Annotated in this window: 21 protein-coding genes; 13 read left to right on the top strand and 8 right to left on the bottom strand. The window is 42.9% G+C overall.

Going from position 1 to position 25,593, the window contains the following annotated elements:
- Nucleotides 1–13: 13 nt before the first annotated feature.
- Nucleotides 14–871 carry a MipA/OmpV family protein gene (locus tag NWQ57_RS16200; RefSeq protein ID WP_306023205.1) on the bottom strand — a complete coding sequence of 286 codons (858 nt, stop codon included), beginning with the start codon at nucleotides 869–871 and terminating at the stop codon, nucleotides 14–16.
- 220 nt (nucleotides 872–1,091) lie between these two features.
- On the opposite strand from NWQ57_RS16200, the gene NWQ57_RS16195 reads away from it, so the two are divergent.
- Nucleotides 1,092–2,459 carry a DUF4397 domain-containing protein gene (locus NWQ57_RS16195; RefSeq protein WP_306023204.1) on the top strand — a complete coding sequence of 456 codons (1,368 nt, stop codon included), beginning with the start codon at nucleotides 1,092–1,094 and terminating at the stop codon, nucleotides 2,457–2,459.
- Nucleotides 2,460–2,572: 113 nt separating this feature from the next.
- Entirely contained in the window at nucleotides 2,573–3,097 is a 525-nt protein-coding gene (locus tag NWQ57_RS16190) for a DUF3016 domain-containing protein (RefSeq protein WP_306023203.1), read from the top strand.
- A gap of 71 nt (nucleotides 3,098–3,168) precedes the next feature.
- Here the strand turns inward: NWQ57_RS16190 and NWQ57_RS16185 are convergent, their stop codons facing one another.
- The 5 genes from NWQ57_RS16185 to pepA all read right to left on the bottom strand — a co-directional run bounded on the left by NWQ57_RS16185 (nucleotide 3,169) and on the right by pepA (nucleotide 11,184).
- Complete coding sequence (locus NWQ57_RS16185) at nucleotides 3,169–4,827, bottom strand: GGDEF domain-containing protein (RefSeq protein WP_306023202.1); 1,659 nt, start codon at nucleotides 4,825–4,827, stop codon at nucleotides 3,169–3,171.
- Nucleotides 4,824–6,323, bottom strand: a complete 1,500-nt coding sequence (locus NWQ57_RS16180) for a bifunctional UDP-sugar hydrolase/5'-nucleotidase (protein WP_306023201.1) — start codon at nucleotides 6,321–6,323, stop codon at nucleotides 4,824–4,826. The genes NWQ57_RS16185 and NWQ57_RS16180 overlap by 4 nt, the downstream gene beginning before the upstream one ends.
- Before the next feature lie 96 nt (nucleotides 6,324–6,419).
- Complete coding sequence (locus NWQ57_RS16175; protein WP_306023200.1) at nucleotides 6,420–9,197, bottom strand: valine--tRNA ligase; 2,778 nt, start codon at nucleotides 9,195–9,197, stop codon at nucleotides 6,420–6,422.
- Nucleotides 9,198–9,201: 4 nt separating this feature from the next.
- Nucleotides 9,202–9,657 carry a DNA polymerase III subunit chi gene (locus NWQ57_RS16170; protein WP_306023199.1) on the bottom strand — a complete coding sequence of 152 codons (456 nt, stop codon included), beginning with the start codon at nucleotides 9,655–9,657 and terminating at the stop codon, nucleotides 9,202–9,204.
- A 21-nt stretch (nucleotides 9,658–9,678) separates the two neighbouring features.
- The gene (pepA, locus tag NWQ57_RS16165; protein WP_306023198.1) at nucleotides 9,679–11,184 is read right to left on the bottom strand and encodes a leucyl aminopeptidase; all 1,506 of its coding nucleotides are present in this window, start codon (nucleotides 11,182–11,184) and stop codon (nucleotides 9,679–9,681) included.
- Nucleotides 11,185–11,445: 261 nt separating this feature from the next.
- Between pepA and lptF the strand changes: the two genes are divergently transcribed.
- Nucleotides 11,446–12,555: an LPS export ABC transporter permease LptF gene (lptF, locus tag NWQ57_RS16160; protein ID WP_306023197.1), complete on the top strand. Its 1,110-nt coding sequence runs from the start codon at nucleotides 11,446–11,448 to the stop codon at nucleotides 12,553–12,555.
- A complete protein-coding gene (gene lptG, locus NWQ57_RS16155) occupies nucleotides 12,548–13,615 on the top strand; it encodes an LPS export ABC transporter permease LptG (protein WP_306023196.1) in 1,068 nt (355 codons plus the stop codon). Before lptF ends, lptG begins: the two co-directional genes overlap by 8 nt.
- Nucleotides 13,616–13,640: 25 nt before the next feature.
- On the opposite strand, the gene NWQ57_RS16150 is transcribed toward lptG, so the two are convergent.
- On the bottom strand, nucleotides 13,641–14,156 hold the full coding sequence (locus NWQ57_RS16150) for an RDD family protein (RefSeq protein ID WP_306023195.1): 516 nt from the start codon (nucleotides 14,154–14,156) through the stop codon (nucleotides 13,641–13,643).
- Between the two features lie 394 nt (nucleotides 14,157–14,550).
- Between NWQ57_RS16150 and NWQ57_RS16145 the strand changes: the two genes are divergently transcribed.
- Complete coding sequence (locus NWQ57_RS16145; RefSeq protein ID WP_306023194.1) at nucleotides 14,551–15,297, top strand: SDR family NAD(P)-dependent oxidoreductase; 747 nt, start codon at nucleotides 14,551–14,553, stop codon at nucleotides 15,295–15,297.
- A gap of 113 nt (nucleotides 15,298–15,410) precedes the next feature.
- Here the strand turns inward: NWQ57_RS16145 and NWQ57_RS16140 are convergent, their stop codons facing one another.
- Nucleotides 15,411–16,142 (bottom strand): FadR/GntR family transcriptional regulator, encoded by a 732-nt coding sequence (locus NWQ57_RS16140; RefSeq protein WP_306023193.1) that lies wholly within the window; start codon nucleotides 16,140–16,142, stop codon nucleotides 15,411–15,413.
- A 255-nt stretch (nucleotides 16,143–16,397) separates the two neighbouring features.
- Between NWQ57_RS16140 and NWQ57_RS16135 the strand changes: the two genes are divergently transcribed.
- From NWQ57_RS16135 to eda, 8 genes are all read left to right on the top strand, one after another.
- Complete coding sequence (locus NWQ57_RS16135; protein ID WP_306023192.1) at nucleotides 16,398–16,718, top strand: hypothetical protein; 321 nt, start codon at nucleotides 16,398–16,400, stop codon at nucleotides 16,716–16,718.
- Nucleotides 16,719–16,816: 98 nt separating this feature from the next.
- Nucleotides 16,817–19,078, top strand: a complete 2,262-nt coding sequence (locus NWQ57_RS16130) for a polysaccharide lyase 6 family protein (protein ID WP_306023191.1) — start codon at nucleotides 16,817–16,819, stop codon at nucleotides 19,076–19,078.
- 127 nt (nucleotides 19,079–19,205) lie between these two features.
- Nucleotides 19,206–20,504, top strand: a complete 1,299-nt coding sequence (locus NWQ57_RS16125) for an MFS transporter (RefSeq protein WP_306023190.1) — start codon at nucleotides 19,206–19,208, stop codon at nucleotides 20,502–20,504.
- Between the two features lie 64 nt (nucleotides 20,505–20,568).
- A complete protein-coding gene (locus tag NWQ57_RS16120; protein WP_306023189.1) occupies nucleotides 20,569–21,525 on the top strand; it encodes a sugar kinase in 957 nt (318 codons plus the stop codon).
- Nucleotides 21,526–21,882: 357 nt separating this feature from the next.
- The gene (locus NWQ57_RS16115) at nucleotides 21,883–23,070 is read left to right on the top strand and encodes an NAD(P) transhydrogenase subunit alpha (RefSeq protein WP_306023188.1); all 1,188 of its coding nucleotides are present in this window, start codon (nucleotides 21,883–21,885) and stop codon (nucleotides 23,068–23,070) included.
- A 1-nt stretch (nucleotide 23,071) separates the two neighbouring features.
- Nucleotides 23,072–23,353 (top strand): NAD(P) transhydrogenase subunit alpha, encoded by a 282-nt coding sequence (locus NWQ57_RS16110; protein ID WP_306023187.1) that lies wholly within the window; start codon nucleotides 23,072–23,074, stop codon nucleotides 23,351–23,353.
- A 9-nt stretch (nucleotides 23,354–23,362) separates the two neighbouring features.
- Nucleotides 23,363–24,745 (top strand): NAD(P)(+) transhydrogenase (Re/Si-specific) subunit beta, encoded by a 1,383-nt coding sequence (locus NWQ57_RS16105; RefSeq protein ID WP_306023186.1) that lies wholly within the window; start codon nucleotides 23,363–23,365, stop codon nucleotides 24,743–24,745.
- Nucleotides 24,746–24,758: 13 nt separating this feature from the next.
- Nucleotides 24,759–25,391, top strand: coding sequence for a bifunctional 4-hydroxy-2-oxoglutarate aldolase/2-dehydro-3-deoxy-phosphogluconate aldolase (gene eda, locus NWQ57_RS16100; RefSeq protein WP_306023185.1), 633 nt, complete (start codon nucleotides 24,759–24,761; stop codon nucleotides 25,389–25,391).
- Nucleotides 25,392–25,593 lie beyond the last annotated feature (202 nt).

The raw sequence follows: 25,593 nt of genomic DNA, 5'->3' as shown, positions 1-25,593 counted from the left end.
AAGTTAGATTCCGTTAAAATTGATAAGCAAAACCACTAAAAAAACGATAAATCGACGAGTCTTCTACAAGTGGACTTTGCGTCATGCCTTTATTGAGTTTTTGCACACTTAGCTTAGTTAGCCACAGCCATTTGTCATTTAATGGCTTTTGTATGGATAAGGTCAGCGCGGGTTGCCAGCCCCCTTTGGCCTGATAATAAAAAAACGGGTCCACTTTATCCAATGGTCGAATTCCATAATAGTAATTGAGTAGCTTGCTGCTTTTCCAAACGACATCAAGCTCAGCCACCAATCGCAGTGTCTGCCAATTCCAACTATGTTGATAATACACTGACATTTTTTGACCATTATGGGTGCCTGTCACATCTTGCCATACAGAGATTTGCCACTGTGCATCTTGAGTATAATAATGCCAACGGGTGCCGGCTAAAATAGCCCAATCCCGTGTTGCTATATGGTCGATAGACAACTTTTCTGGGCCAGTACTCAAGCCACCATCTAGGGCGGTCAAATTACTATTTTTATTAATAGGGTTAAGAATGTTGACTGGGTGCCAAAAACTAAAATAAGCGCGTTCTTGGTCGACCTCTAAAAAGGTCACGAACGCGGAATGAGCATGTTCCGTCCATTGATAGCCTAATTCACCATTGTCAAAATAAACGGCTTCTCCATACCATGCGATATCAGGCAGAATAAATAAGGGAATAGTATCCCCGTCTTTTAGCGGATTAGAACCAAAACCGAGACCTAACGCTACACCAAATTGCCAACTTTGTGGCGACACACACTGCTCATCATGCGTGCAAGCTGCACGGCACCAAGGCGCTATTAGCAACAACACAATAAACACGATTTTAGAACGAATACTCACATTAAATCCGCAGTGATAGCTGAATATTAGAAGAGGCAATATGCTAGCAGATTTATCTAAAAGGCAGACTCTTTGATTACAAATATTAACAATTGATGCCAATTTGAATCGCTTTTTAAACGTAGTTCTCTCTACACTTTTGCACGTTTAACGACTTTTACGTTGTGATGCCACAAATAATTACTCATGAAAATCCACTATCAGGGAATGCAAAGCAAGTATGAAAAACAAATATGTAGTGCACTATTTATTGATGCTATTGACACTTTTAGTTAGCGCCTGCGGTGGCTCAGACAATAAGGACAGTGATCCCACCTACCCAGATGCCTACCTGCAATTTTATAATGGCGCATCAAGCAGCGCCCTAACCTACATGAAAATAGTAGATGGCAAAACATTGGGCTCCGCTTCCTATGGTGATGTAACAAGCTTACTTACCCTTGAACGTGGTGATTATTCACTGGCCTTATATCGACTGGATACAGACGGTAAAGAGGTGTTAATTGATGAAATACAAGTGACTCTCAAAGCAGGTGAAAAAAATGTGCTTGTCATGAGCGAAAACGCCAGTGCTACCGAGTTAACTTTATATCAGTTTGCCCGAGAAGAATTAAACGCGCACCTGCGATTGTTTGGTTTATCTGTTACAAACTCAAACCAAGAGTACGACTTATATATGGCTAATGCGGGTGGCAGCTTTGCTGATGCCCACAAGCTGAGTCAGCTGACAAATAATGAGTTTAGTGAGGTTGTGCATTGGGATGGGGCGAATGTGGATTTTACCCTTGGTGAGTATGTGGTGTTTTTAACCTTACCCGGGCAAAGTGAGCCAGTGTTCCAAAGTGCCAATATCAATTTTACTTTTTCTACTGAATACCTGTTGATACTACGCGAAACTGCAGGTGCAAACAGTGGCCATATCGAGTTAGATGTTATTGCGAATGCCAGCACGGTTAGCACCTATCCTGATTTGAATGAAACCGCTCAATACCGAATTTACAACAGTTTGGCTGAGGGCCTAACAGCACAAGTGAGCTTAGAAGGCATTTCAGGCAATACGAGTGCCGCTACAGTTAACGCTCATACGTTAAGCGCCTATTCAGCAGTAAATTTCGGAGACTATCGTTTATCTGCGCAGGTAGAGAGTGAAACCGCTTTAGTGTTTAACAATCGCTTGCTCACCTTAAATCAGGGAGATAGCAAAGCAATCGTGCTTTATCGAAACCAAGAAAGTCAGTTAAACGTATTAACATTTGACGAAAGTAAACTGCCACAGGTGCATGACTTCAATATTCAGGTGGTAAATTTGGTCACTGATTATCCGTTTATCAATGTATTTTTTGTTCGTTCGGATGAGACCTTAGAAACCGCTAGATACCATGTTTCTGGATTAAACCTTGCAAAAAATAAGGCCATTACTTTACCGCAAGATAACTATCAAATTGTTGTTTTGGCCGAGCTTGATAATAATAAATTGTTACTTGATCGTATTGAAGGAGTAGAATTCATGCAAGGCAAAAATACTATTATGACCTTTGAAAGTGAACCTAACTCAGCGACGGGGTTCAAAATACAGGTGTTAAATTAGATACCAGTCTGAACTCGCATAGTCTAAGTGCCTAGCTATTAAACGCGATTCAGTTTAAGTTCATAGCGTTGAGTTTACACTCGACTCTATTAAACAAGAGCGAGGAGAGATAAATGAAAAAGTTAATTGTACCTTTAGTGGCAAGTTCTTTGGCGTTAATTTCAGTCCCAAGTTTTAGCCAGGCTGAGGTAGAAGTAAATTGGCAAAACCCAGAAAGTTATCGTGACGTTAGGCCTACGGGCGAATCACGAAAACGCTTTCGGGAGCACACATTTGCCGAGCTACAAGACTATATTGTTAAATTGGCAGAGCAGTTACCTCAAGGGCAAAAACTCACGCTCAATGTGACGAATCTGGATTTAGCAGGTCAGGTTTGGCCAGCCTCTTTTGTTGGTCTTGGGCACAGCACGAACGATGTAAGAGTCGTAAAAAACATCGACATACCTCGAATGAGCTTTTCTTATACGCTTACAAATAAGGCGGGTGAAATTGTGCAACAAGCAGAGGTTGATCTAAAAGATATGGCGTTTATGGACAGAGCAAATCGTTTTTTTGATTCCGAAAATTTACGGTATGAAAAAAACATGTTGAAAAGCTGGTTTGACGCTGAATTTCCGGCCTTGGTGGTTAAGAACTGAGTCAACTACATAATTGTAAAAAGCTGCTTAGGCAGCTTTTTTATTGGCTCAGTGACTGAGACGAATTAATCTTAGTTATTGTCTAAAGCCGAGTAGGTGCAATATTGGTTTCGCCCCTTACTCTTCGCCAGATAAAGCGCTTTGTCTGATTGATTTAACAACTGTTCTGGCATTAGTACCTTATCTGGGCCTGAAACGGCAATGCCTATACTTAAGGTCACAACATCGCTAATGGCACTCATCTTATGCTGCACCTTACTATCGCGAACGCTTTGCAATATTTGCTGAGCAATGTCTTCCGCTCCTTGTAAGTCAGTGTCAGGCAATACACAAACAAACTCTTCACCACCATAACGGGCAATAAAATCTGAGTTACGTTTTAAGGCATGCTTAATGGTATGAGCAATTACTTTTAAACATTCATCACCCGCCGCATGCCCGTAGTTGTCGTTATACAGTTTGAAAAAGTCTACATCCATTAAGAGGACTGCTACGTAAGATTTTTTACGTATAGATAACTCAATGTCGTGTAACAGCCTGATATCTAATGCACGGCGATTGGCGATATTGGTTAAACCATCTGATAGCGACATTTGCTCTAATTTAACGTTTTGCTGTTCTATGGTTTCGCTAAACAGCACAAAACTATTAGCGATATCTGTAATTTCGTCATTGCCTTTTAAGTTCGCAGACATGACTTGACCCTTTATCTTGCCTTTCACCATGGTGTTGAGCATATCTAAACGCGCCATGATATTTTTTTGTATAAAGATGATCAGAACAATTAAAAATATAACTCCAACAATTAAGGCAACGCCAATAATCGAGGTTTCACTTTCGGCTTTGTTTATTGTCGCCGCCATTTTTTTAGTAATTTTTTCTTCTGTCTCTTTAGCTGAATACTCGAGCAATCGGCCAAAATCTTGAATTAAATTGTGAACAAAATTCTCGCGCCCAATCGCTCTTCCCGCAGTGCGTAGCTGCAATATTTTTAAAGGAAGCAGACCTTCTTCTTGCACAATAAGTTGAGCTAAGTTATTGGTTAACTTAAGTTTTTGACTACTGTTAGTCTCTTGCTGAGCATATTGGCGTAAGAGCTCAAGATCAGTATTGAATTGTCTAAAAAGGTCTCTTACTTCCTGCAGTCGATTCATATTGATACTACGGCTGACATTAACAATGGTCTTAGATAATTGCATTGCCCAAAACGAATTTTCTTTGGTTTGGCCAAAGTCATTTACGTTAGATTCAAAGGCCAAAGAAAGAGTAAATAGCCGATAAATGGCTTTTTCTTTTTCACTTATTTGCTGATTTATCAGTAAGTTTTTTTTAATTAGAGCGGTAAATTCAGCGATTTCCAAACTGATAATATTGAGCTGGACGTCTAAAAATTCATTTTTAAAATATTGTTCAGAAATGCGTTTTAACTGAGCTAAATATTGCTCGACTTTTTCTTCGGCTAAGCGCTTACTGGCGTCTGAATTTGATTTTGATAGCTGTTGTGTTGCTTCTAATAAGCGTGAAGATTCACCGTATAATTTGCTGGAAAAAACAATGTTAGGCAGTGACTCGTCTGCGATATCGTCTAACAAGGTTTTGAAACCCATCAAACTGGAATAGATTAACCACGTAAGAATAAGAAACAGCAGTAACATCCCACCCGAAGTAATACTAAAAATTCGATTGAGAGATATTCTATGTTTCCTCGATTTGTCTATGGCTGAGATCATTCGTCTAATCTCACTATTCGTTCTTCAATTTTGGGTGATATGACTTGCTGGCTTTGTATGGCTCGTATCACCACATCAGAAAGTAAGGGGGTATCTAAGGTTGTAACGCTTTTATCTTGAGTCATCAATAATGTGGTGTAACCGTCTCCGCCTTTTAATAGGTAATCTGATGTCGCTAACTTGTACTGTTTAGTTGGCTGCAAGGGCTGATCATTAATGCTGATATCCTGGATTCGCGAACCAGCGGGATGTTTCATTGAATAACGGAATTTCATTCCTGCCACCTGAGGAAAGCGGCCTTTGGCTGATTCTACTTCGCTCAGCCCGTTTTCTAAGGCCAACAATAATTGCTGCCCCGTGATAGTTGCGGTGGCGATATGGCTTCTGAAGGGCAATTCTCTAGCAATATCACCACGAGTGATCACGCTTTGAGCTTGGTAGGCTTTGTCGCCCCTAATAATGCCACCATTGACTAGGGCAATATCGGCCTTGGTTGCTTCTTTCAGGGCATCCGCAATAAAGTTGCCAAACGCGACTTCTTGGGTTCTAACTAATTGGCGTTGAGTGTTAAATGTGGTGCTAGTGCGTCCTATGGATTGATTTAACAATCGATTTAGACGCATGTTGTATTCGTCTATTAGCAATGAAGTTGTTCGGTGAGCAATCAAAGAATCAAAATCGACTTTACTTTCTTCTACGCTGACTTTATGAGGAGAATCTGCCTGCCAAGATATATTCAAACGTATTACCGGATCTTTGTCTGTCACAGTAAATGTACGAAGCATGTTTTCTTGAGGAGTCGCAATATCGCTAGTGGAGGCGAGGCGCAAAGCAAAGGCGATTTTATTCGATTCTATTAGCGGCTGGTAATAGTCTTTGTGCTTAGAGTAAATCATTACGATGATGTCAGCACCTTTGCGCTGCAATTGCTTTATTTGTTGATTAATGACTTCTCTAGGCTCTTCTATATTGGCTCGTTGTAACAAATATTCTGTTACCACCTCTTCGTCTAAAATAGAGATAATACCAATGTGCAAGCCGCCTTTATTAATTAATAGATTGGTATTAATACCCTCTAAATTTCCTTTATTTAGCGGGTCATACAGATTTGTACTAACAAAAGGAAAGGCTGCTTCATAAGAGCGCAATGTGAGTTCGTCTTCAAAATAACTAAACTCGCGTTTATCGATAGTCATTAAATCGGGCTCTAGGGTATTGAGGATGTCGATGATATGAGAGCCGCGGTCTAAGCTTGATAATGGGCTCGGCCCTAAGCTTCCACCACCAAAAATAAAAATAGTGAATTCGTCTTCTTGACGACTTTGCTCCAATAAACTGGCGAGTTTTGCATAGCCCAATTTCTTACTTTTGGTTATCTCTGGCATATTGGCAGCAAATACCAAAGATAGTTTATTTTCTCGTGTTGGTTCGCCAAGCGCCAAATTAGTCATAAGGGCTAATAAAACAGTCAACAAAACGCGATATTTAATAAACATTCTTAACCAACTTGAATAGAACCGTCACTACTGAAAAAATGAGCCTGCACCACCTTGTGATGATGCAGGTATTACGTAAGGCCAAGCTACCTAAAATTATAAGGCTTCAATGGTCAGTTTTTGTTCCTTTAGCTTGGCAATTTGCATTGAAAAGTCAGCCAGTTTAGCTTGCTCTTTTTCAATTACTTCGGCCGGTGCGTTACTCACAAATTTTTCATTAGCCAATTTACCTTGAGTTCGGTCAAAGTCTTTTTGCACTTTTTCAAGCGCTTTGGCAATACGGGCAAGTTCGGCATTTTTATCAATAAGACCTGCCATTGGGATTAAAATTTCCATTTCGCCCACTAAGGCCGTTGCACTGGCTGGTGCTTCTTCATCCGCTTCTAACAAATTAATGCTTTCTAATCGGGCAATGGTACCTAAAAACGCGCGAGTATTCTGCAAGCGTTGCCAATCTTTAGCGCTGGCGTTACGCAACAATACTGCAAGAGGTTTGCTGGGTGGAATATCCATTTCGCCCCGGATATTACGAATACCAAGAACAAAACTCTTCATCCATTCGATGTCATCAATTACCTGTTTATCAATCAAACTTTCGTTTTGTGCAGGGAAACGTTGCATCATAATACTTTGCGAACCATCAGCGGATAATTCACGGCACAGAGGGACCACTCGTTGCCAAATTTCTTCCGTAATAAACGGCATGATGGGGTGCAGTATGCGCAAAATATTTTCTAATACATTGACTAAGGTGTGACGAGTTCCGCGTTTTTGTGCGTCACTACTTTGCTCTGAATTTAGAATGGGTTTAGTCAGCTCTAAATACCAATCACAGAATTGATTCCAGGTAAATTCGTATACGACCTGCGCGGCGATATCAAAGCGATATTCTGCGAAGGCTGTTTCAAACTCTTTTAAGGTGGTTTGTAAACGCGCCAGTATCCAGCGGTCAGCTACGCTTAGCTCAAGTTCACCACCGGCTAAGCCCGTGTCTTGCCCTTCGGTGTTCATCAATACAAAGCGCGAAGCATTCCATAATTTGTTGCAGAAGTTACGGTATCCTTCAACCCGTTTTACATCAAAATTGATGTCACGGCTGGTGGAGGCCATTGCAGCAAAGGTAAAACGTAGGGCGTCAGTGCCGTAAGCGGCAAAACCTTCAGGATAGCTAGCTTGAGTTCGCTTAGCGATTTTCTCCGCTAATTTTGGCTGCATCATGCCTGAGGTGCGTTTTGCGACTAACTCTTCAATGCTAATACCGTCGATCAAATCGATGGGGTCAATGACGTTACCTTTGGATTTTGACATTTTATCGCCATTTTCATCGCGAATAAGGCCGGTGATATAAATCTCTTTAAAGGGGATTTGACCAGTGAATTTTTTAGTCATCATGATCATTCTGGCTACCCAGAAGAAAATAATGTCAAAACCAGTTACCAGCACTGCGCTTGGTATGAAAGTGTTGAGTTCTGGCGTTTGTTTTGGCCAGCCCATGGTGGCAAATGGCCAGAGCGCCGATGAAAACCACGTATCCAAAACATCAGCATCTTGGCGTAAGTTAATTTCAGCACCTAGCTGGTGTTTTTCACGCACCTCAGCCTCAGTTCGACCGACAAAAAATTGCCCACTGTCATCATACCAAGCAGGGATGCGGTGCCCCCACCAAAGCTGGCGAGAAATACACCAATCTTGAATGTTGTTCATCCATTGGTAATAGGTTTTGTCCCAGTTCTCAGGGACAAATTTAATTTCTCCACTTTTTACTGCTTCAATAGCAGGCTTGGCGAGTTCTTCTACGGCAACATACCACTGGTCGGTTAAATAGGGTTCGATAACGGCACCAGAACGATCACCACGGGGGACTTTAAGTTTGTGATCCTCTATTTTAATCAAAACGCCCGATTCTGTTAAATCAGCGACGATTTGCTTCCGTGCCTCAAAGCGGTCTAATCCCTGATATTGAGCAGGTGCGGCGTCATTTATTTTGGCATCATCAGTCAAAATATTAATCATTTCTAATTGATGACGCTTACCCATTTCATAGTCGTTAAAGTCATGGGCAGGGGTGATTTTTACACAGCCGGTACCAAAATCTTGTTCAACATAATCGTCAGCAATAATAGGGATAAGACGGCCAGTGATAGGCAATTTAATTTGTTTACCAATATACGCTTGATAGCGCGGATCTTCAGGGTGAACGGCTACGGCGGTATCGCCTAACATGGTTTCTGGTCGAGTGGTGGCCACCACTAATTCGCCAGAGCCGTCAGCCAAAGGATAACGCATGTGCCACATAAAACCGGCTTCTTCTTCACTTAATACTTCAAGATCAGATACCGCAGTGTGTAAGACTGGGTCCCAGTTTACTAAGCGTTTTCCACGGTAAATCAGCCCTTCTTGGTATAAACGCACAAACACTTCGTTTACGGCTTCTGACAAATCGTCATCCATAGTGAAAGCTTCACGCTCCCAGTCAGGAGAGGTGCCTAAACGACGCATTTGTTGAGTGATATTACCGCCTGACTCCGCTTTCCATTGCCAGATTTTTTCAACAAAAGCTTCACGGCCTAAGTCATGGCGCGTCAAATTTTGTGCATTGAGTTGGCGTTCTACCACCATTTGGGTCGCAATACCGGCGTGGTCAGTACCACATTGCCACAAAGTATTATCGCCTTTCATACGGTGATAGCGGGTTAGGGCATCCATAATGGTTTGTTGAAAACCATGACCCATATGCAAACTACCAGTGACGTTTGGCGGCGGTAATAAAATACAATAGGGCTCGCCTTGACCAGACGCTTTAAAGTAACCGCGGTTTTCCCACTGTTGATAACATTGCTGTTCAATATTTTGTGGGCTGTACGTTTTTTCCATGGGTTTAATTCTCGTAAATACTTGAGGCAGCCTGGGTATCTAATTGATTACCTGCCGCACGATAATGTTTGTAGCGCTCGCGAGCCTTGAGTTTGAGTTCTTCGGCATGTGGCACGAAGTCAATGACTTGATGAAAGCGAGTATGAAATTCAGGCACAAGGTCAGCTAAATTGATTAATACCTGTCTCGAAAATCGCTGCGGTGCTTGCCAGGTTATTTCAACTGGTGCACCGCCAACGGGGCCTTCGCCGGCTAAATTGTGTGGAACAAAGGCGTCAATTGGCAGTTGCCACAAAAGTTCATCAAACTGCTCCGCTTGTTGTTTATCTTGGCAAAACACTAAGCACTTTTGTTTTTGCCTAAAACAACGAGCAGCAGCTAGGCAGGCAAGTTCAAAATGCGCAAGCACTGAACTGCCAACCTGAGGTTCTTCTAGCAAGAAAAATGACACATTAGCCATGAGTGTTTGTCGTGTCCTGTATTAATCTTCGGTGGTTAAACCGGCTCTGGTCATTAAAAACTGAGACAATAAGGGCACAGGGCGACCTGTCGCGCCTTTATTTTTTCCACTCTGCCATGCGGTTCCGGCAATATCCATGTGTGCCCAGTTATACTTGCGTGTAAAGCGCGATAAAAAACACGCCGCGGTAATGGTGCCTGCAGGACGACCACCTATATTGGCCATATCGGCAAAGGGGCTTTCGATTTGCTCTTGATACTCATCCCACAAAGGTAAGCGCCATGCTTTGTCACCACTTTGTTCAGAGGCATTCAGAAGCTCATGAGCAAGTGGATTATGATTACTCATCACACCTGATGCGTATTTACCCAAGGCAATCACACACGCACCAGTTAATGTTGCCACGTCGACCACTAATTCAGGATCAAAACGCTCAACGTAGGTCAGTGCGTCGCATAGCACCAACCTGCCTTCGGCATCCGTATTCAGCACTTCTACTGTTTGGCCTGACATAGTGGTTAAAATGTCGCCCGGACGATAGGCGTTGGCATCAGGCATGTTTTCACATCCAGCAAGTATACCAACGATATTAATGGGAAGGTTTAACTCACAAATGGCATGCATGGTACCCAGAACGCCTGCAGCGCCGCCCATGTCGTATTTCATTTCATCCATTGCTTCGCCAGGTTTAATCGAGATACCACCTGAGTCAAAGGTGAGGCCTTTGCCGACTAATACGATAGGCGCTTGATCAACGGGACCACCTTTGTGTTCCATGATGGTCATTATCGATTCGTTAGCTGAGCCACGCCCCACGGCTAAATAAGAGTTCATGCCTAATTCAGCCATTTGTGTTTCATTCACCGAGCTAACATGCAAATTTTGATAATTTTTTTCAAGTAACTCCGCTTGTTCGAGCAAATACGCAGGGTTACAAATATTGGGCGGCATGTTGGCTACGTCTTTCGCCGTTTTCATTCCTGTCGCCACGGCTAAACCATGGGCGAGTGCTCGTTCACCAATCGGCAATTCGCGACGGGTGGGCACATTAAAAATGATCTTGCGAATAGGACGACGCAGCTCACCTTTTTTGGTTTTTAATTGCAAGAAGGTATACAAGGCATCTTGAGTGGCTTCAACCGCTTGACGAATTTTCCAATAGGTATCACGCCCCTTTACGTGCAGATCAGTTAAAAAGCTGACCGCTTCCATTGCGCCAGTCTCGTTTAAGGTCTTAATGGTTTTGGCAATAATTTGTTTGTATTGGCGCTCGTCTAGCTCGCGTTCTTTGCCGCATCCCACTAATAAGACTCGCTCACTCAATACGTTAGGAACATGATGCAATAAAAGCATTTGACCGGCTTGACCTTCTAAATCACCACGTCTGAGTAAGTTACTGATATACCCTTCGCTAATAATATCGAGTTGCTCTGCGACGGAAGTTAGACGCCTTGGCTCAAAAACCCCGACAACAATGCACGCGCTACGCTGTTTTTCCGGACTGCCGCTTTTTACGCTAAATTCCACACGCTTTCTCCGCTTTTATTTGGTTTCATAAAGAGTCATTATGCAGAATTAAACGCTAGAAAATTCGTCGATGACGAATCGTTCTACATAATGCTGTGATAAGATTACAAGAATAATTTGAGCCACAGATTATTTTTAAAGAATTCTGCGGCGAAATGCATTAAAAATGCAGCGTAGATAAATTAAACTTGAGAAAACGCTAAGTTTACTTAAAATTTCCTGTAGCGCTACTAAAATACCACTTTTTCCTTTGGAACACGCGTGCTGATATTTCGATATTTAGTGACAGAAACTGTCAAATCTCAAATTGCCGTTTTTATGTTATTGATGGCAATTTTCATTACTCAGAAATTTATCCGAGTGCTTGCTGAAGCCTCTAGCGGCGACATCCCTGCTAACCTAGTACTGGGTTTTTTAGCGCTAAGTATGCCCGTGTTGGCCTCAATTATTCTCCCCCTTAGTTTATTTCTTGGCATCATGCTGGCTCATGGTCGTTTATATGTTGATAGCGAAATGAGTGTCATGCGAGCGTGTGGTATTAGTGAGTGGTATATCACCCGTGTCATGCTTGTTGTGGCTCTTGTGATGGCTGTATTAACAGGCGCGCTGACATTGTGGCTGTCGCCCTTAGCGGTAGAAAACGAATATCAGCTTGAAGAAAAAGCCGGCGCACAAAGTGGTTTGACTGCTCTAGTACCTGGTCGTTTCCAACAAACGGCCAACGAACAAGCTGTGATTTTTGTCCACGACATTGAGCCTGGTCAGAGTCCTCTGCGCAAAGTCTTTTTAGCTCAGCGCTCTGCGGATACCGAGCGTCAAGATATACGAATTGTGTATGCGCAGAATGGTGGTGTATTTGAAGAAAAAAACGGTGCTGAAAAATTAATTCTAAAAGAGGGGGTTCAATACGAGGGAACTCTCGGTAATAAAGATTATCGGGTCATCGAATTTGCCGAATATCAGGTGCAAATTGCTGAGCAAGAAGTCGAGCAGCAAAGACGTAAACTTACCGCATATCCCACTGCCAAACTATTAAGTGAAACCTCGATTGATGCGATAGCTGAACTTCATTGGCGACTGGCTTTGCCTCTGTCTTTGCCATTTTTAGTGATGATTGCAGTGCCCTTAAGTGCAGCAAATCCTCGACAAGGGCGTTTTGGTAAAATGCTCCCTGCCTTAATGTTATATCTTGGCTACTTCTTGATGTTAATGGCTGGTCGCAAGGCGCTAGAAGATGGCCATATTCCGCCTCAAATTGGCTTGTGGTGGGTGCATGGCATACTCTTTAGTATTGGTATTGCCTTGCTGTTAAAAGGGCGGCCAATAGGCGTGCGCTTGCGAGCAAAACTGCGAGGTGATGCCCGTGTTTAAAATAATCGACTTGTATATCGCTCGCACATTGCTGGCAACAACGTTAATGAGTTTATGTGTGCTGACAGGTTTAAGTGCGCTTATTCGTTTTATAGAACAAATGAAACAGGTGGGCAAAGGCAGCTATGACATGACAGTTGCCGCCATTTATATATTACTGAGCCTACCTCGTGAGTTTGAGCAGTTTTTTCCGATGGCGACCTTAATAGGTGGGTTAATTGGCATGGGAATGTTAGCCAGTAATAGTGAGCTGGTGGTGATGCAGGCATCAGGGCAAAGTCGCTGGAACATTATTGTATCAGCAATGAAGTCGGCTTTATTGATGGTTGTAGTCGTGATGATGATAGGTGAATGGGTTGCACCACTGACTGAAGCGAAGGCTAAAGAGATTCGTACACAGGCGATTTCAGGCGGCAGTTTATTTTCGTCGGACCGGCTAGTGTGGGCCAAAGATGCCGAAAATTTTGTAAGCATTGGCGAGGTTATCGACAAAAATACTCTGCGGGACGTTACCGTATACCGCTTTAATGACAGTCTTGCTTTGCAACAAATCATGAGTGGCGAGCAAGCCACATATGATGGTCAGGCTTGGTTATTAAAAAATGTCGAATTTACTGATTATCTTGCCAATCAAATAAACGTGACACAAAAGAGCGAAGAGCAATGGGTATCTACGCTAACCCCGGACAAGCTAGGCGTGGTGACGGTTAAACCAGAGGCTTTGTCGATCCAAGGCTTATATGGTTACGTTGATTACCTTGAAAATAATAGCCAAGATCCTAATCGCTACAAATTGGCTTTTTGGCGCAAGGTGCTTCAGCCACTGACAGTAGGCGTTATGCTACTTATGGCGCTGTCTTTCATTTTCGGTCCCTTACGCAGCGTTACAATGGGCGCTCGGATTATCATGGGAGTACTGACAGGTTTTGGTTTTTTTGTCAGTAATGAAGTCTTCGGCACGCTCAGTACGGTGTATCAATTACCACCATTATTCGGTGCGGTTTTCCCCAGTGCAGTATTTGCCATTGTTGCGATATTTTTATTGCGAAGGCGGGGTTAATTCCGCCTTTTCATCAAACCTTGAATCAGTCTTGTAGATCTTTCCAAGCAGCATGATGATTGGCTTCTTTACTTAAATACAGCATTTCGGTTTTTGCAATTCTATCTTGTAATGACAGTTTATTTTTCACATCGAACAAAACAAACAATGTGCCAATGCCGCCTAAAGCACTCAGTAATCGAAGCAGCGCTCTGCCGTAGCCAAAAGGTTGTTCAGAGGTGCTAAATAATTTGAGTCGCCAAGCCCGCATACCAATTGTCTGACCGCCATTGCGCCAAAACCACAGAAAGAAGCCCACAACCCATAATAGTGACCAGCCGAAAATAATATTGGCATACAGTGGTGAATGGCTAATGACGTCCATGCTATGGGTGTACCCCTGTTTGTCTAATACCTTATTTTCTAATAACACGATGACCACTACCGTCGAAACGATTCCTGCAACCATAAAGATCGCGGTAGCAACAAGGAGGTCGTAAACAATTGCAGCGAGGCGGCGAAAAAAACCAGCACGGGGAAAGGTCAATTTTGTTGAATTCATGGAAATTTGTCTCAAACATTTTGTGCAGTTTAACAGTATTTACTTTCAGGGATAAATAGCAGTGTGTAGTAAATGATTGTCTTTGAGCTTTAGCTTTCTATCGCACTAACAAGATGAACGCCAGGTTCGCCTCATAACCTTTCTCACAGACAGATATGAGTAACACTTTTCTAACATTCATTAATGAGAGGGCGTCTTCGTATATACGTGCATTTTATTTTGGTATTACCAAAATAAAATAATTGGTTGACATAATTCTCTTTATTGGTTAGTTTTTATGTTTCAGGCAAATATAAAGTATTATTCTGACCATCACAGAAAAGGGGTTTTGGTTACTGTTTAAGGCCTTAGTTTGTCTACATAATACTTAAGCTCTTTTGTATGGAGAATGAAAATGTCGATGGCAGGAAAAGTAGCAATAGTGGCAGGGGGTGGTCGAGATATCGGTCGAGCATGCGCGCTGGAATTGGCAAGTAGGGGAGCGAATGTAGTTATTAGCTATCATTCAAGTTCAACGACGGCAAAAAGTGCGGTCGCTGAAATGGAAGCAATGGGCGTAAAAGCCGTGGCTGTTCAAGCGGATCTCACCACGCAAGAAGGCGTTGATGCTTGTGTTAAAACAGCAATAGATAGTTTTGGCAAGATTGACACCTTAGTGCATGTCTCTGGTGGGCTGGTTGAGCGAATTAAAATTGCAGATATGTCTTTAGCCCATTGGCACAAGGTGATGGATTTGAATTTAACGTCGCTGTTTATGATGAGCCAAGCCTGCATTCCACACATGGGAAAGGGTAGTTCTATTGTAACCTTAGCATCACAAGCGGGCCGAGATGGCGGCGGCGGCGGCGCCGTAGCGTATGCTACATCGAAAGGTGCAATCATGACGTTTACTCGAGGGTTGGCCAAGGAGCTTGGTCCACATATCCGTGTGAATGGGGTGTGCCCAGGGATGATAAGTACCGGATTTCACGATACCTTTACTAATGACACTATTCGCGCCAACGTCGCTGGAGCGACCGCCCTTAAACGAGAAGGGCAATCTGAAGAAGTGGCAAAATTAGTGGCTTTCTTGGCAAGTGACGAATCGTCGTATATGACGGGTAATAATGTCGATATCAATGGCGGTTTGTTGTTTTCATAAACGCCAACAATCTTTTCAAAACCCGCGTACCCTGCGGTAGGGGCACTATAACAGGTGCCCCTTTTTTTATTTTTTCTCAGCGCTTGATGGCCGGCAATTCACTCAAGATGTGCTTAGCTGACCAAATGGTTTAACGAATACAAGCCACGAGTTTCACTTGATTTACGCTTCACTTCTTCTAAGGCTTTCGCTTCACTGACTTCAAAAAGTGAATTGATCAGGCGGTTAAAGTGATGATGCATCGCACTGCGCGCTGCCTGTGAGTCTTTATTAGCTAAAGCGGTGTAAATAGCTCGGTGCTCTTCTAGTCTATCGCTATCGCTTTGACTACAAACGTTTTTATAAGCAGCTTTAATTTCATCTCGACTGTCGCGCAGGCGCCATAAGTTCTCAACTGCTAAAGAAACGGCATTATTGCGGGTAGCGTTTGATATTATAACGTGAAACTCTTTATCAGCTTGGTCCGCATTAATACCTTTTTGCATGGCATCTAAGGTGAGCTTTAGCTTGGCTAATTCGGCTTCAGTAATTGTCATGGCAGCCAAGGCCGCGGCTTCACCTTCAATGAGGGCTCTGGCTTGCGTTAATTCAAATGCGCTAACGGGTTTGCTTTCTTGTTTGTCTTGTTGCATTTCAAGCACATACACACCTGAACTGGTTTTTACTTCAACACGCTGGCGAACCTCTAAGGCAATAATCGCCTCACGAACAGTGGGACGGCTCACAGAGAACGATTCAGCTAATTCACGTTCAGGTGGTAAACGACTTCCAGGGGGATATGCTCCTGAATCGATAAGGGTCTCAATTTTTTCGACTATGTTCCAAAACATACGTTTGTTTTTCATTTTATCTATTACCTTTTTACATAGTGTTTGAGTACCAAACTCATAGGCTTAATCATATCCAATACCCACAGGAATAGGCAAAGCCAATTTTAAAAAAAGTTTGTTTATATTCATTTACGATTTTTAGTATATACCATTTATTGGTAATACCAATAAATTCACTATTGGTAATAATTTATGTTAATAAATGGTTGACATTTGTTTGCTTGATTGGTTAGATGACGTCGTCTGTGCAAAAGCTATGCGAGAAACTTAATGTTATTCATCACACAGTTAAACAAGATCAGTCGGGCTGTCCTTGAACATACAAGAAAACCAGCATTTATCACTGCAGTTTGTGCAATCGCCATAATGGTTGGTGTTTCAGCTTCGGCGCGTTCGCAAGAATTTGTCATTGATGGAGTAGCAAAATATCAAAGCCTTAACCTTGATGAATTAACAGTAGCAGGCGTCAATTTGGAGCGCTTAGATACGACCGATGACATTAACATCGCTAAAGGTGAAACAATAGGCGCGACTGATTTTGCAAGCTATTTTCACCCTTTGCGGTCAGTTGGCGATGAGTATGGGTGTTGAGACTAAATTGAATACAGATTTTGTAACGAGTGTGTCGGTGGAACCTGACGAACGTCCTATCGTCAGGTTCCATTTTTAATTTTTTATCTGGGGTCAAAATGTTATCAGAGCAATGTAAAAATCGCTTCTCCCAAGCAGCCTTATTGTTTGTTTTGTTGTGTTGTCACAACATGGTCAGTGCTGAGCAATGGGTAGTGCATAGCCAAGAAGAATATGGTCATGCCGCAAAAAATATCAAAGCAGGCGATAAAATCGTTTTAGCTGACGGTGTTTGGCAAGATTTTGAAATTTTATTCAAGGGCCAAGGTACGGAAAAACAACCTATTGAATTAACGGCGCAAACGAAAGGGCAAGTTATATTGTCAGGCCAGTCAAATCTGCGTTTAGCCGGTGAATATTTAGTGGTATCTGGTTTGGTATTTAAAAATGGTTATAGCCCGACGGGTGAAGTTATCTCCTTTCGTCAAAATGCCAGCACATTGGCAAATCATAGTCGGGTAACGGAAACAGTCATCGACCACTTTAATAACCCCGACAAGTTTTCGTCCGATAGCTGGGTATTAATGTATGGCCAGCATAATCGCTTTGATCATAACCATATCGTCGGTAAAAGTAATGCGGGTGTGACCATGGCAGTGCGCTTAAATAATGAGGCAAGCCAACAGAACCACCATCAAATTGACCATAATTATTTTGGTCCTCGGCCTATTTTAGGCTCTAACGGCGGAGAAACATTACGGATTGGCACAAGTCATTATTCACTCAGTGATTCATTTACTGTTGTAGAAAACAACTATTTTGACCGCTGCAACGGGGAGGTAGAAATTATCTCCAACAAATCGGGTAGTAATACGTTCCGTAACAACGTTTTTTTTGAATCTCGCGGCACCTTGACCTTACGCCATGGCAGCGGAAATTTGGTGGAAGGCAATGTGTTTTTGGGAAATGGTCAAGATCATACTGGTGGCATACGCGTTATTAATGGCAACCAAACCATCCGTAATAATTATTTATCTGGCTTGACTGGAACCCGCTTTGGTGGTGGTTTGGTGGTCATGAATGGCGTACCTAACTCTAAAATTAACCGCTATCACCAAGTGGATAATGCCTTAATCGAAAACAATACCCTAATTGATGTGAGTAACATCAATTTAGCCGCTGGTAGTGATGAAGAGCGCACAGCAGCGCCTATTAATAGCCATTTTAAAAACAACCTTATCATTAATAAAAATAAACAAGACCCTTTTCACTTATTGGATGACGTAAGCGGAATAGCATTTTCTAACAATGCTATGAGTCAAGCCGCGCCGAGTGAAATTGAAAATGGGTTTGAGCTTGTTAGCGCGGAATTAGTCATGGCAGAAAACGGTTTGTGGTATCCAAGCGACATAAAATCCGTTGAGCTAGGTGCATCGAGAAATCTTCAGCCCATCACTAAAGCGCAAGTGGGTGTTACTTGGTATGAGAAACAATCGAAACCCGTGGATTTTAGCGCAGGCAAGCAAACTACCATCAGCAATAGCGAACAATTGGTTCTAGGCCTAAAAACAGCAGAACGAGGCGAGCAATTTATATTGGCTGACGGCGAATATATCTTAGACAAGATCATGGAAATCAACACCGTGGTGAGTATTCAAGCTGAAAATCCTGGTAAAGCCATCTTATTTAATTTGCGCCCAGTGATGTTTGAAATTGCTGATGGTGGCAGCTTGAAACTGCAAGGTCTGGTAATTGATGGTAAAGATGCTGTTGATTCTGCAGGTAATGTGCTTATTCGCACGACTAAATTGCCTACTTTGCAAAACTACACACTGATAGTTGACCAAGTAAAGGTTCGCCATCTTAATGTGAATCACTCTTATCACGTATTTGATGCAGGCTATCGTAGCCTTGCAGATTTAATCAGTATCACCAATAGTGAATTTGTTGACGTCACTGGCGACATATTAAAACTGAATAAAGAGCTTGATGACTTGGGTATTTACAATGCGGAATACGTGGTGATGAACAACAATCGTTTTACCAATGTACAGGGTGCTATTGCGACTATCTACCGCGGAGGCACGGATGAAAGTACCTTTGGCCCTCATCTTGAATTCAGCCAAAACACGGTGCTAAACAGCGGCACTGGTAAACGTAATAAAGTAGGTGCAACGCTTTTATTGCATGGTACTCAAGTTAATCTCATTACAGGCAATTCGTTTGGCTCATCTGCACCGGTTGTGCTCGAACATACTGTGGGAGAACCACGTACCACCATTACAAATAACCAATTTGAACAAACCCCTAAGCCTGTAATTAAGCAACTTTTTCCTTTGAGTGGGGCTGTACTGAGTATGTCTGGGAACATTTACCAGTAACTACACTTAACAATCGGAGCGTTAAACGGCATAAGTTTGATGACTCAAAAGTTTAGAATGAGTAGATAAATATGCAATTTTTTGCGTTTTTGTCCCCGTAAAGTCTGTTAAATTGAGTGGTATCGAAATGAAAATAAAAAACTTACGCTGGTGGGTCATAGCGTTAATTGCGCTAGCTACCGTTATTAACTACATAGATCGCTCGGCGCTGAGCGTACTTTGGCCAGATATCGTTGAGGAGCTATTTCCTGATGAATCGGCATTAGAGCGTAAGCAAATATACGCCAATATTTCTATTGTGTTCATTTTATCCTATGCCTTTGGGCAAGCCATTTTTGGTAAAATATTTGACTGGGTAGGTACACGCTTAGGCTTTGTACTGTCTATTGGAATTTGGTCTCTTGCCACTGCCGCTCATGCTTTAGCCCAAGGTGTGTTGAGTTTTAGTATTGTTCGCGCAGTATTAGGTGTAGCTGAAGCTGGAAACTGGCCGGGTGCCGCTAAAAGTAATGCCGATTGGTTTCCCACTAAAGAGCGAGCGCTTGCCCAGGGTATTTTTAACTCTGGAGCCGCTATTGGCGGTATTATTGCTATTCCACTGATTGCCTATTTAACCGTATTTTTTAATTGGCAAATGGTTTTTGTGGTCATTGGTTTAGTGGGCTTGTTATGGCTTATTCCGTGGATTATTTTGGTTAAAGCACCACCTAAAGAGCACCCTTGGATCACCGAAGAGGAACGTCACTACATCCTTAGCGGTCAAAGAGTAACGGATGTTCAAGATGACTCAGATGAAGAAGAATATAACCCTTCGACCGTTGAACTGCTCTCACGTAAGCAAAGCTGGGGCGTAATTATTGCTTCAGCGGCCATTGATCCTATTTGGTGGTTGTTTGTATTTTGGATCCCAATTTACCTTAACGAAGTGTACGCAATGGACGTTAAGTCGATTGGCATTTATGGTTGGGTACCTTATGTAGGCGCAATGTTGGGCGCATGGTTTGGTGGCCTGTTAGCGCAAAATCGTATCAAAGCGGGTTGGAACACAGACAAAACACGTAAACTCACTATCACACTGGGCTGCCTAATTATGTTGCCAGCTCTCCTTGCTATGGCTAACCCAGGTGGCCCCACTACCGCAGTTATCATTATGGCCGTTATCTTATTTGGATTTCAAACTACTATCGGCAACGTGCAAACTTTGCCAAGCGACCTGTATGGTAAAAAAGCAGTGGGAAGCTTGTCAGGTTTTGCGGGCATGGCGGCTAAGTTAGGCGCACTGGGATTAACCGCTTTAGTACCTTGGCTCACCGCCGATGGCAACTACACTCCAGCATTCGTTATTGGGGCATCTTTAGCCATTATTGCTATGCTGGCAGTTTGGATACTTATTCCAAAAATCGAACCTTTAAAAAGTACTAAATAAGGGTTTAATTAGAAAAATTCTTAGCTTAAGCAAGCTTATAAGCTATTACGATCCAAGGTTTATTATGCAAAAAATAGTGTTATTTGGTGAATGCATGCTTGAGTTACGTCAAGGTGGCGAGGGTAATATCATGCACCGCTCATTTGCGGGTGACGTGTTTAATACCGCAGTGTATTTAAAGCGAGCTTTTTTTGAACATCAAGTGAGTTTTATGTCTGGTGTGGGCCACGATGTGATCAGCCAAGAATTAGCAGCAAACTGTCAAGCTGAAGGATTGCAAACTAGCTTGCTACGACGCAGCGCCTCTCATAATCCTGGAATCTATTTGGTACAAACAGATGAACATGGTGAGCGTTCATTTTTGTATTGGCGCGAAAATTCAGCAGCTCGTCAGATGATGAAATTATTGGATGACGATATTCGTAATACTGTGTGTAAGGCGGATCTATTCTTTTTCTCTGGTATATCGCTGGCTATTCTTGCACCTGAAGATCGTGCCACGTTTTGGCAATTTTTAAGTGAGTTACAAGAGGCGGGCGTCACCATCGCGTTTGACCCTAACTACCGCGCGCGTTTATGGCAGAGTGAAGACGATGCTAGGCATCAATTTTCTTTGGCCTTTGCAGCTAGCGCCATTGTATTACCCGGTATAGAGGACTTTGCCACCCTTTATGGACATCAAACTCTTGAGGACGTTGTGGCTTTTTGTGCTCCTTTTAACATCAAAGAGCTAATTATTAAAAATGGCCCGAGTTCAGTTTTTTGCAAAACTGAGTACTGTCATTTTAGTCTGCCTGTAGAACCTGTTAAAAATGTAGTAGACACCACTTCGGCGGGTGATTCGTTCAACGGCGTGTATTTAGGCGCAAGACAAGCGGGTTACGACATCAAATTGGCAGTCGAACTTGCTGCAAAAGCAGCTGGATTAGTTATTCAATTTCCCGGAGCAATTGTTCCAAATGAGAATTTTAGTGAACTTATTCGTGCGCAATTATTGGCATTTGAACATCAAGCGAGCTAACTGTTTACAAAGCAAAAGTTCATTTTTATAAGGGGTAAGTGAGTATTGATAAACTGTAACATCATGACTCACTTACACAGAAAAGCACCTCCCGGAGTAAAACGTCGAAACTGGGCGCTAAGGGAAGGTGTTTAATAATAGAGTTATAAGCAATGACAAACATTGCAAAGAGCCCCCAGTTTTAGGTAGGTAGTTAAATTAGGTATTCATAAATGCTCGTTACATCGTATTTACCCCTCGCGTTTTGTAACGCGTAGCGGCACCTCGATACTCTGTATAAGTACTGTGAATTTTCCGTTTTAACCCTATGCGTGCATAGTCGAAGACGCGCAACTATTAATTGTTAGAGGGGAAATTATGCCTATTATTGGATTTCCGGTTGAGACAAAACCGGGGGAAAAACGCTGTGCATTATTGCCAGCCAACGTAAAAGCTTACACCTTATTAGGTGCCAGTGTATTAATCGAAAAAGGCATAGGTGAGCCGCTCCACATCAGTGATGATGACTATGTTCAAGCTGGCGCGCAAGTAGCTGACAATCGTGACGTTTTACTGAAAAAGTCAGACATTGTCTTGGCTTTACATAAATTACCTAGCTCAGAATTACGCTCACTTAAAGCGGGTGCATTGCTCGTGAGTTATCTCGATCCCTTTAATGAATCGGCCTATATTCAACAACTTTGTGATGCTGATTTATCCAGCATAAGCATGGAAATGATCCCGCGCATCAGCCGTTGTCAAAAAATGGATGCCTTAAGTTCACAGGCCAGTTTAGCGGGTTATGTGATGGTTATGCAGGCGGCGAATGCCCTTGAAACAGTGTTACCAATGATGATGACACCAGCCGGTACCTTAAAACCTGCCAAGGTCTTTATTATCGGGGCAGGGGTAGCAGGCTTGCAAGCCATTGCGACTGCAAAACGCTTAGGGGCAAGCGTGACAGCCTTCGATACTCGAAGCGTAGTTGCTGAACAAGTGCGTTCCCTTGGCGCGAAATTTTTAGATATTGATTTAGGCCAAACCGGTGAAACCGGACAAGGTTATGCCCAAGCTTTAAGCTCAGAACAAATGCAAATTCAGCAACGCGAGCAAGCAAAATGTATTGCTGATTCGGATATTGTCATCACCACGGCGCAGTTATTTGGTCGCAAACCGCCTGTATTGATCGACCAAAAGACCATCGCGTCAATGCGCCCTGGTAGCGTGATTGTGGATATGGCCGCTGAAAATGGCGGTAATGTGGTGGGTTCAGTTTCTGGTGAAACCGTTCAAATTCATGATGTAAATGTCATTGGTACCGGTTTTTGGGCCAATGGTGTGGCTAAACACGCCAGCCAAATGTATGCCAGTAATGTATTTAATTTGATTAGCGAATTTTGGGATAAAGCGTCAAATCAGTTTGCTTTAGATGTTGAAGACGAAGTGTTGTCAGCTTGTGTGATTAGTCACCAAGGTCAGGTAGTACACAAGATGATCAACGATTTTTATCAACAACATGGCGTGCCTATGCATGCTAAAGCAACTCAAATGACAGCGGAGGCCTAAGATGGACGCAATTTATTTACTCTTTATTTTAATGTTGTCGATCTTTGTCGGCTTCGAACTTATCCAAAAAGTACCTGCTACTTTGCATACCCCGCTGATGTCAGGAGCGAATGCTATTTCCGGTATTACCGTGGTGGGCGCGTTAGTGCTTGCTGGTGATGAAGCCCTCGGAGACTACGCCATGTACTTGGGCGCGTTTGCCGTTTTTCTTGCCACTATTAATGTAGTGGGTGGGTATTTAGTTACTGATCGCATGCTCGCCATGTTCAAGAAAAAGAAGTAGGAAATGGCCATGTTAGAATTATCAACCAATAGCGCTTTATTAATTAATTTCGTTTACGTTATCGCCGCAGCTTTATTTATCTTTGGTCTAAAACTCTTAGGTCATCCTTCTACAGCTCGTAAAGGTAACGCCCTATCTTCATTGGCTATGCTATTAGCCATTGTAGTGACCTTACTCGACCTTAACATTGTAAATTATCAATGGATCATCATCGCCATGATAGCTGGCTCAGTTGTGGGGATTTTTGCTGCACGCTTAGTCGCCATGACAGCCATGCCTGAGATGGTTTCTTTGCTTAACGGCATCGGCGGTTTAGCCAGTTTGTTTGTGGCATGGTCTGCGATGGTTTCACCCAATACTATGTCGGTGTTTATTTTACTGGTCACCTTCTTAGCCTTACTCATTGGTGGCGTGACCTTTTCTGGCAGTATTGTGGCATGGGGCAAACTCAGTGAGCGTATTGTTGGCCGTCCTATTATGTTTCGCGGTCAAGCAATCGTTAATTTATTAGTGGTCTTGGCCGTTATTGCCAGTGGGGTGATGTTTATCTTGTTCCCGCAGGAACCCCGTTATCTATGGTTAGCCATCAGCCTATCATTATTGTTTGGCGTTATGTTGGTTATACCCATTGGTGGTGCTGATATGCCGGTGGTCATTTCATTGCTAAATAGTTATTCAGGCCTTGCCGCCTGTGCGGCGGGTTTTGCCTTGCACAATAACTTATTGATTGTGGCAGGCTCTCTGGTTGGCGCTAGCGGTATCATCCTCACGCAAATCATGTGTAAAGCGATGAATCGTTCCTTAGTAAACGTGCTGTTTAGTGGCTTCCAATCGGTAAGCAACGAAAAAATGGTTATCGAAGGAGAAGTCAAAGCCTTATCAGCTGACGATGCTTATTACGTGCTAGAAGCCGCGCAATCCGTGGTTGTTGTGCCGGGGTATGGTATGGCGGTAGCCCAAGCACAGCATGCCATGAAAGAGTTACAAGTATTACTTGAAGCAAACGGCGCAGAAGTGGCTTACGCCATTCATCCGGTAGCTGGTCGTATGCCTGGCCATATGAATGTACTGCTGGCAGAGGCAGATGTGTCGTATGAGCAATTATTTGAAATGGACGAAATCAACAAGCGCATTGAAACCTTTGATGTGGCGATGGTGATTGGCGCCAATGATGTGGTAAACCCCGCAGCCCGCGAGATGAAAGGAAGCCCGATCTACGGAATGCCGGTGATTAACGCTGATTTAGCGAAAAATGTCTTTGTCCTTAAACGGGGGATGGCATCAGGCTTCGCCGGTGTTGACAATCCTTTGTTTTTCAAACCGAATTGCCGAATGATTTTCGGCGATGCAAAAGAAACCTTAAATAACATAATTCGTCAGTTTGACCATTAACTAGAGAACTCATATGCAATCAATATCATCACTGTTAGGCACACAAACCCTATTGCCAATTATTCAAACCAATTCGGTTGAGGAAGGCGTAAAAATCGCCCATGCCATGGAGCAAGCTGGCTTGCACAGTGTAGAAGTCGTGTTACGAAGCGACGCCTCTTTACAAGCACTTAGCGAAATTAAAAAAGCATTTCCTAAGATGTTAGTGGGGGCGGGTACAGTGTATAACACGACGATATTGGATGCAGCCATTCAAGCTGGGGCTGACTACATCGTTACCCCCACTGTCACTAATTCTTTGTTACTTGCCATGCAAGGTAGCGGCGTTCCGTTTATTCCAGGTGTGCAAAATATGCGAGACATCGCCGAGGTGATGGAGCATGGTGTGACAGAAATGAAGTTATTTCCTGCGGAACTGTCAGGCGGAATCGCATTTCTAAATGCGATCTCGTCACTGTTTAAACACATTCAGTTTTGCCCTACTGGCGGTATTAGCCCGGCGAACAAAGATAGCTATTTAGCTCTACCTAATGTGTTCGCTGTAGGTGGAACATGGGTGTCTAAAGCTGACTGGGTTGCAGCTGGACAATGGGACGAAATTACCAAGGCATGTAAAGCAGCCAATAGTTTCAATAAAGCTGCTTAAAAAAACAGCATCTCGTACTGTGTTTGCAACAAAATACTTGCAAGCGCAGTACGCCTCGCTATAATGCGCTCCTCTTGAAAAAGCACACAGTAATTTTAAGAGACCAATGCCTGTAAAGATTGCATTATTGATTAACTGATAAGTTAGTAAACAATGCCAGAGTGGCGAAATTGGTAGACGCAGCGGATTCAAAATCCGCCGC

It is taken from the genome of Paraglaciecola sp. (assembly GCF_030730205.1).
Lineage (GTDB): Bacteria > Pseudomonadota > Gammaproteobacteria > Enterobacterales > Alteromonadaceae > Paraglaciecola.
This window is presented reverse-complemented; position numbering and strand designations above follow the sequence as displayed.

What these genes read in the sequence shown, in the direction of transcription:
- NWQ57_RS16195 (WP_306023204.1), top strand. Translation starts at nt 1,092, where the DNA reads ATGAAAAACAAATATGTAGTGCACTATTTATTGATGCTATTGACACTT.
- NWQ57_RS16190 (WP_306023203.1), top strand. Translation starts at nt 2,573, where the DNA reads ATGAAAAAGTTAATTGTACCTTTAGTGGCAAGTTCTTTGGCGTTAATT.
- NWQ57_RS16185 (WP_306023202.1), bottom strand. Translation starts at nt 4,827, where the DNA reads ATGATCTCAGCCATAGACAAATCGAGGAAACATAGAATATCTCTCAAT.
- NWQ57_RS16180 (WP_306023201.1), bottom strand. Translation starts at nt 6,323, where the DNA reads ATGTTTATTAAATATCGCGTTTTGTTGACTGTTTTATTAGCCCTTATG.
- NWQ57_RS16175 (WP_306023200.1), bottom strand. Translation starts at nt 9,197, where the DNA reads ATGGAAAAAACGTACAGCCCACAAAATATTGAACAGCAATGTTATCAA.
- NWQ57_RS16170 (WP_306023199.1), bottom strand. Translation starts at nt 9,657, where the DNA reads ATGGCTAATGTGTCATTTTTCTTGCTAGAAGAACCTCAGGTTGGCAGT.
- NWQ57_RS16150 (WP_306023195.1), bottom strand. Translation starts at nt 14,156, where the DNA reads ATGAATTCAACAAAATTGACCTTTCCCCGTGCTGGTTTTTTTCGCCGC.
- NWQ57_RS16145 (WP_306023194.1), top strand. Translation starts at nt 14,551, where the DNA reads ATGTCGATGGCAGGAAAAGTAGCAATAGTGGCAGGGGGTGGTCGAGAT.
- NWQ57_RS16140 (WP_306023193.1), bottom strand. Translation starts at nt 16,142, where the DNA reads ATGAAAAACAAACGTATGTTTTGGAACATAGTCGAAAAAATTGAGACC.
- NWQ57_RS16135 (WP_306023192.1), top strand. Translation starts at nt 16,398, where the DNA reads ATGTTATTCATCACACAGTTAAACAAGATCAGTCGGGCTGTCCTTGAA.
- NWQ57_RS16130 (WP_306023191.1), top strand. Translation starts at nt 16,817, where the DNA reads ATGTTATCAGAGCAATGTAAAAATCGCTTCTCCCAAGCAGCCTTATTG.
- NWQ57_RS16125 (WP_306023190.1), top strand. Translation starts at nt 19,206, where the DNA reads ATGAAAATAAAAAACTTACGCTGGTGGGTCATAGCGTTAATTGCGCTA.
- NWQ57_RS16120 (WP_306023189.1), top strand. Translation starts at nt 20,569, where the DNA reads ATGCAAAAAATAGTGTTATTTGGTGAATGCATGCTTGAGTTACGTCAA.
- NWQ57_RS16115 (WP_306023188.1), top strand. Translation starts at nt 21,883, where the DNA reads ATGCCTATTATTGGATTTCCGGTTGAGACAAAACCGGGGGAAAAACGC.
- NWQ57_RS16110 (WP_306023187.1), top strand. Translation starts at nt 23,072, where the DNA reads ATGGACGCAATTTATTTACTCTTTATTTTAATGTTGTCGATCTTTGTC.
- NWQ57_RS16105 (WP_306023186.1), top strand. Translation starts at nt 23,363, where the DNA reads ATGTTAGAATTATCAACCAATAGCGCTTTATTAATTAATTTCGTTTAC.
- eda (WP_306023185.1), top strand. Translation starts at nt 24,759, where the DNA reads ATGCAATCAATATCATCACTGTTAGGCACACAAACCCTATTGCCAATT.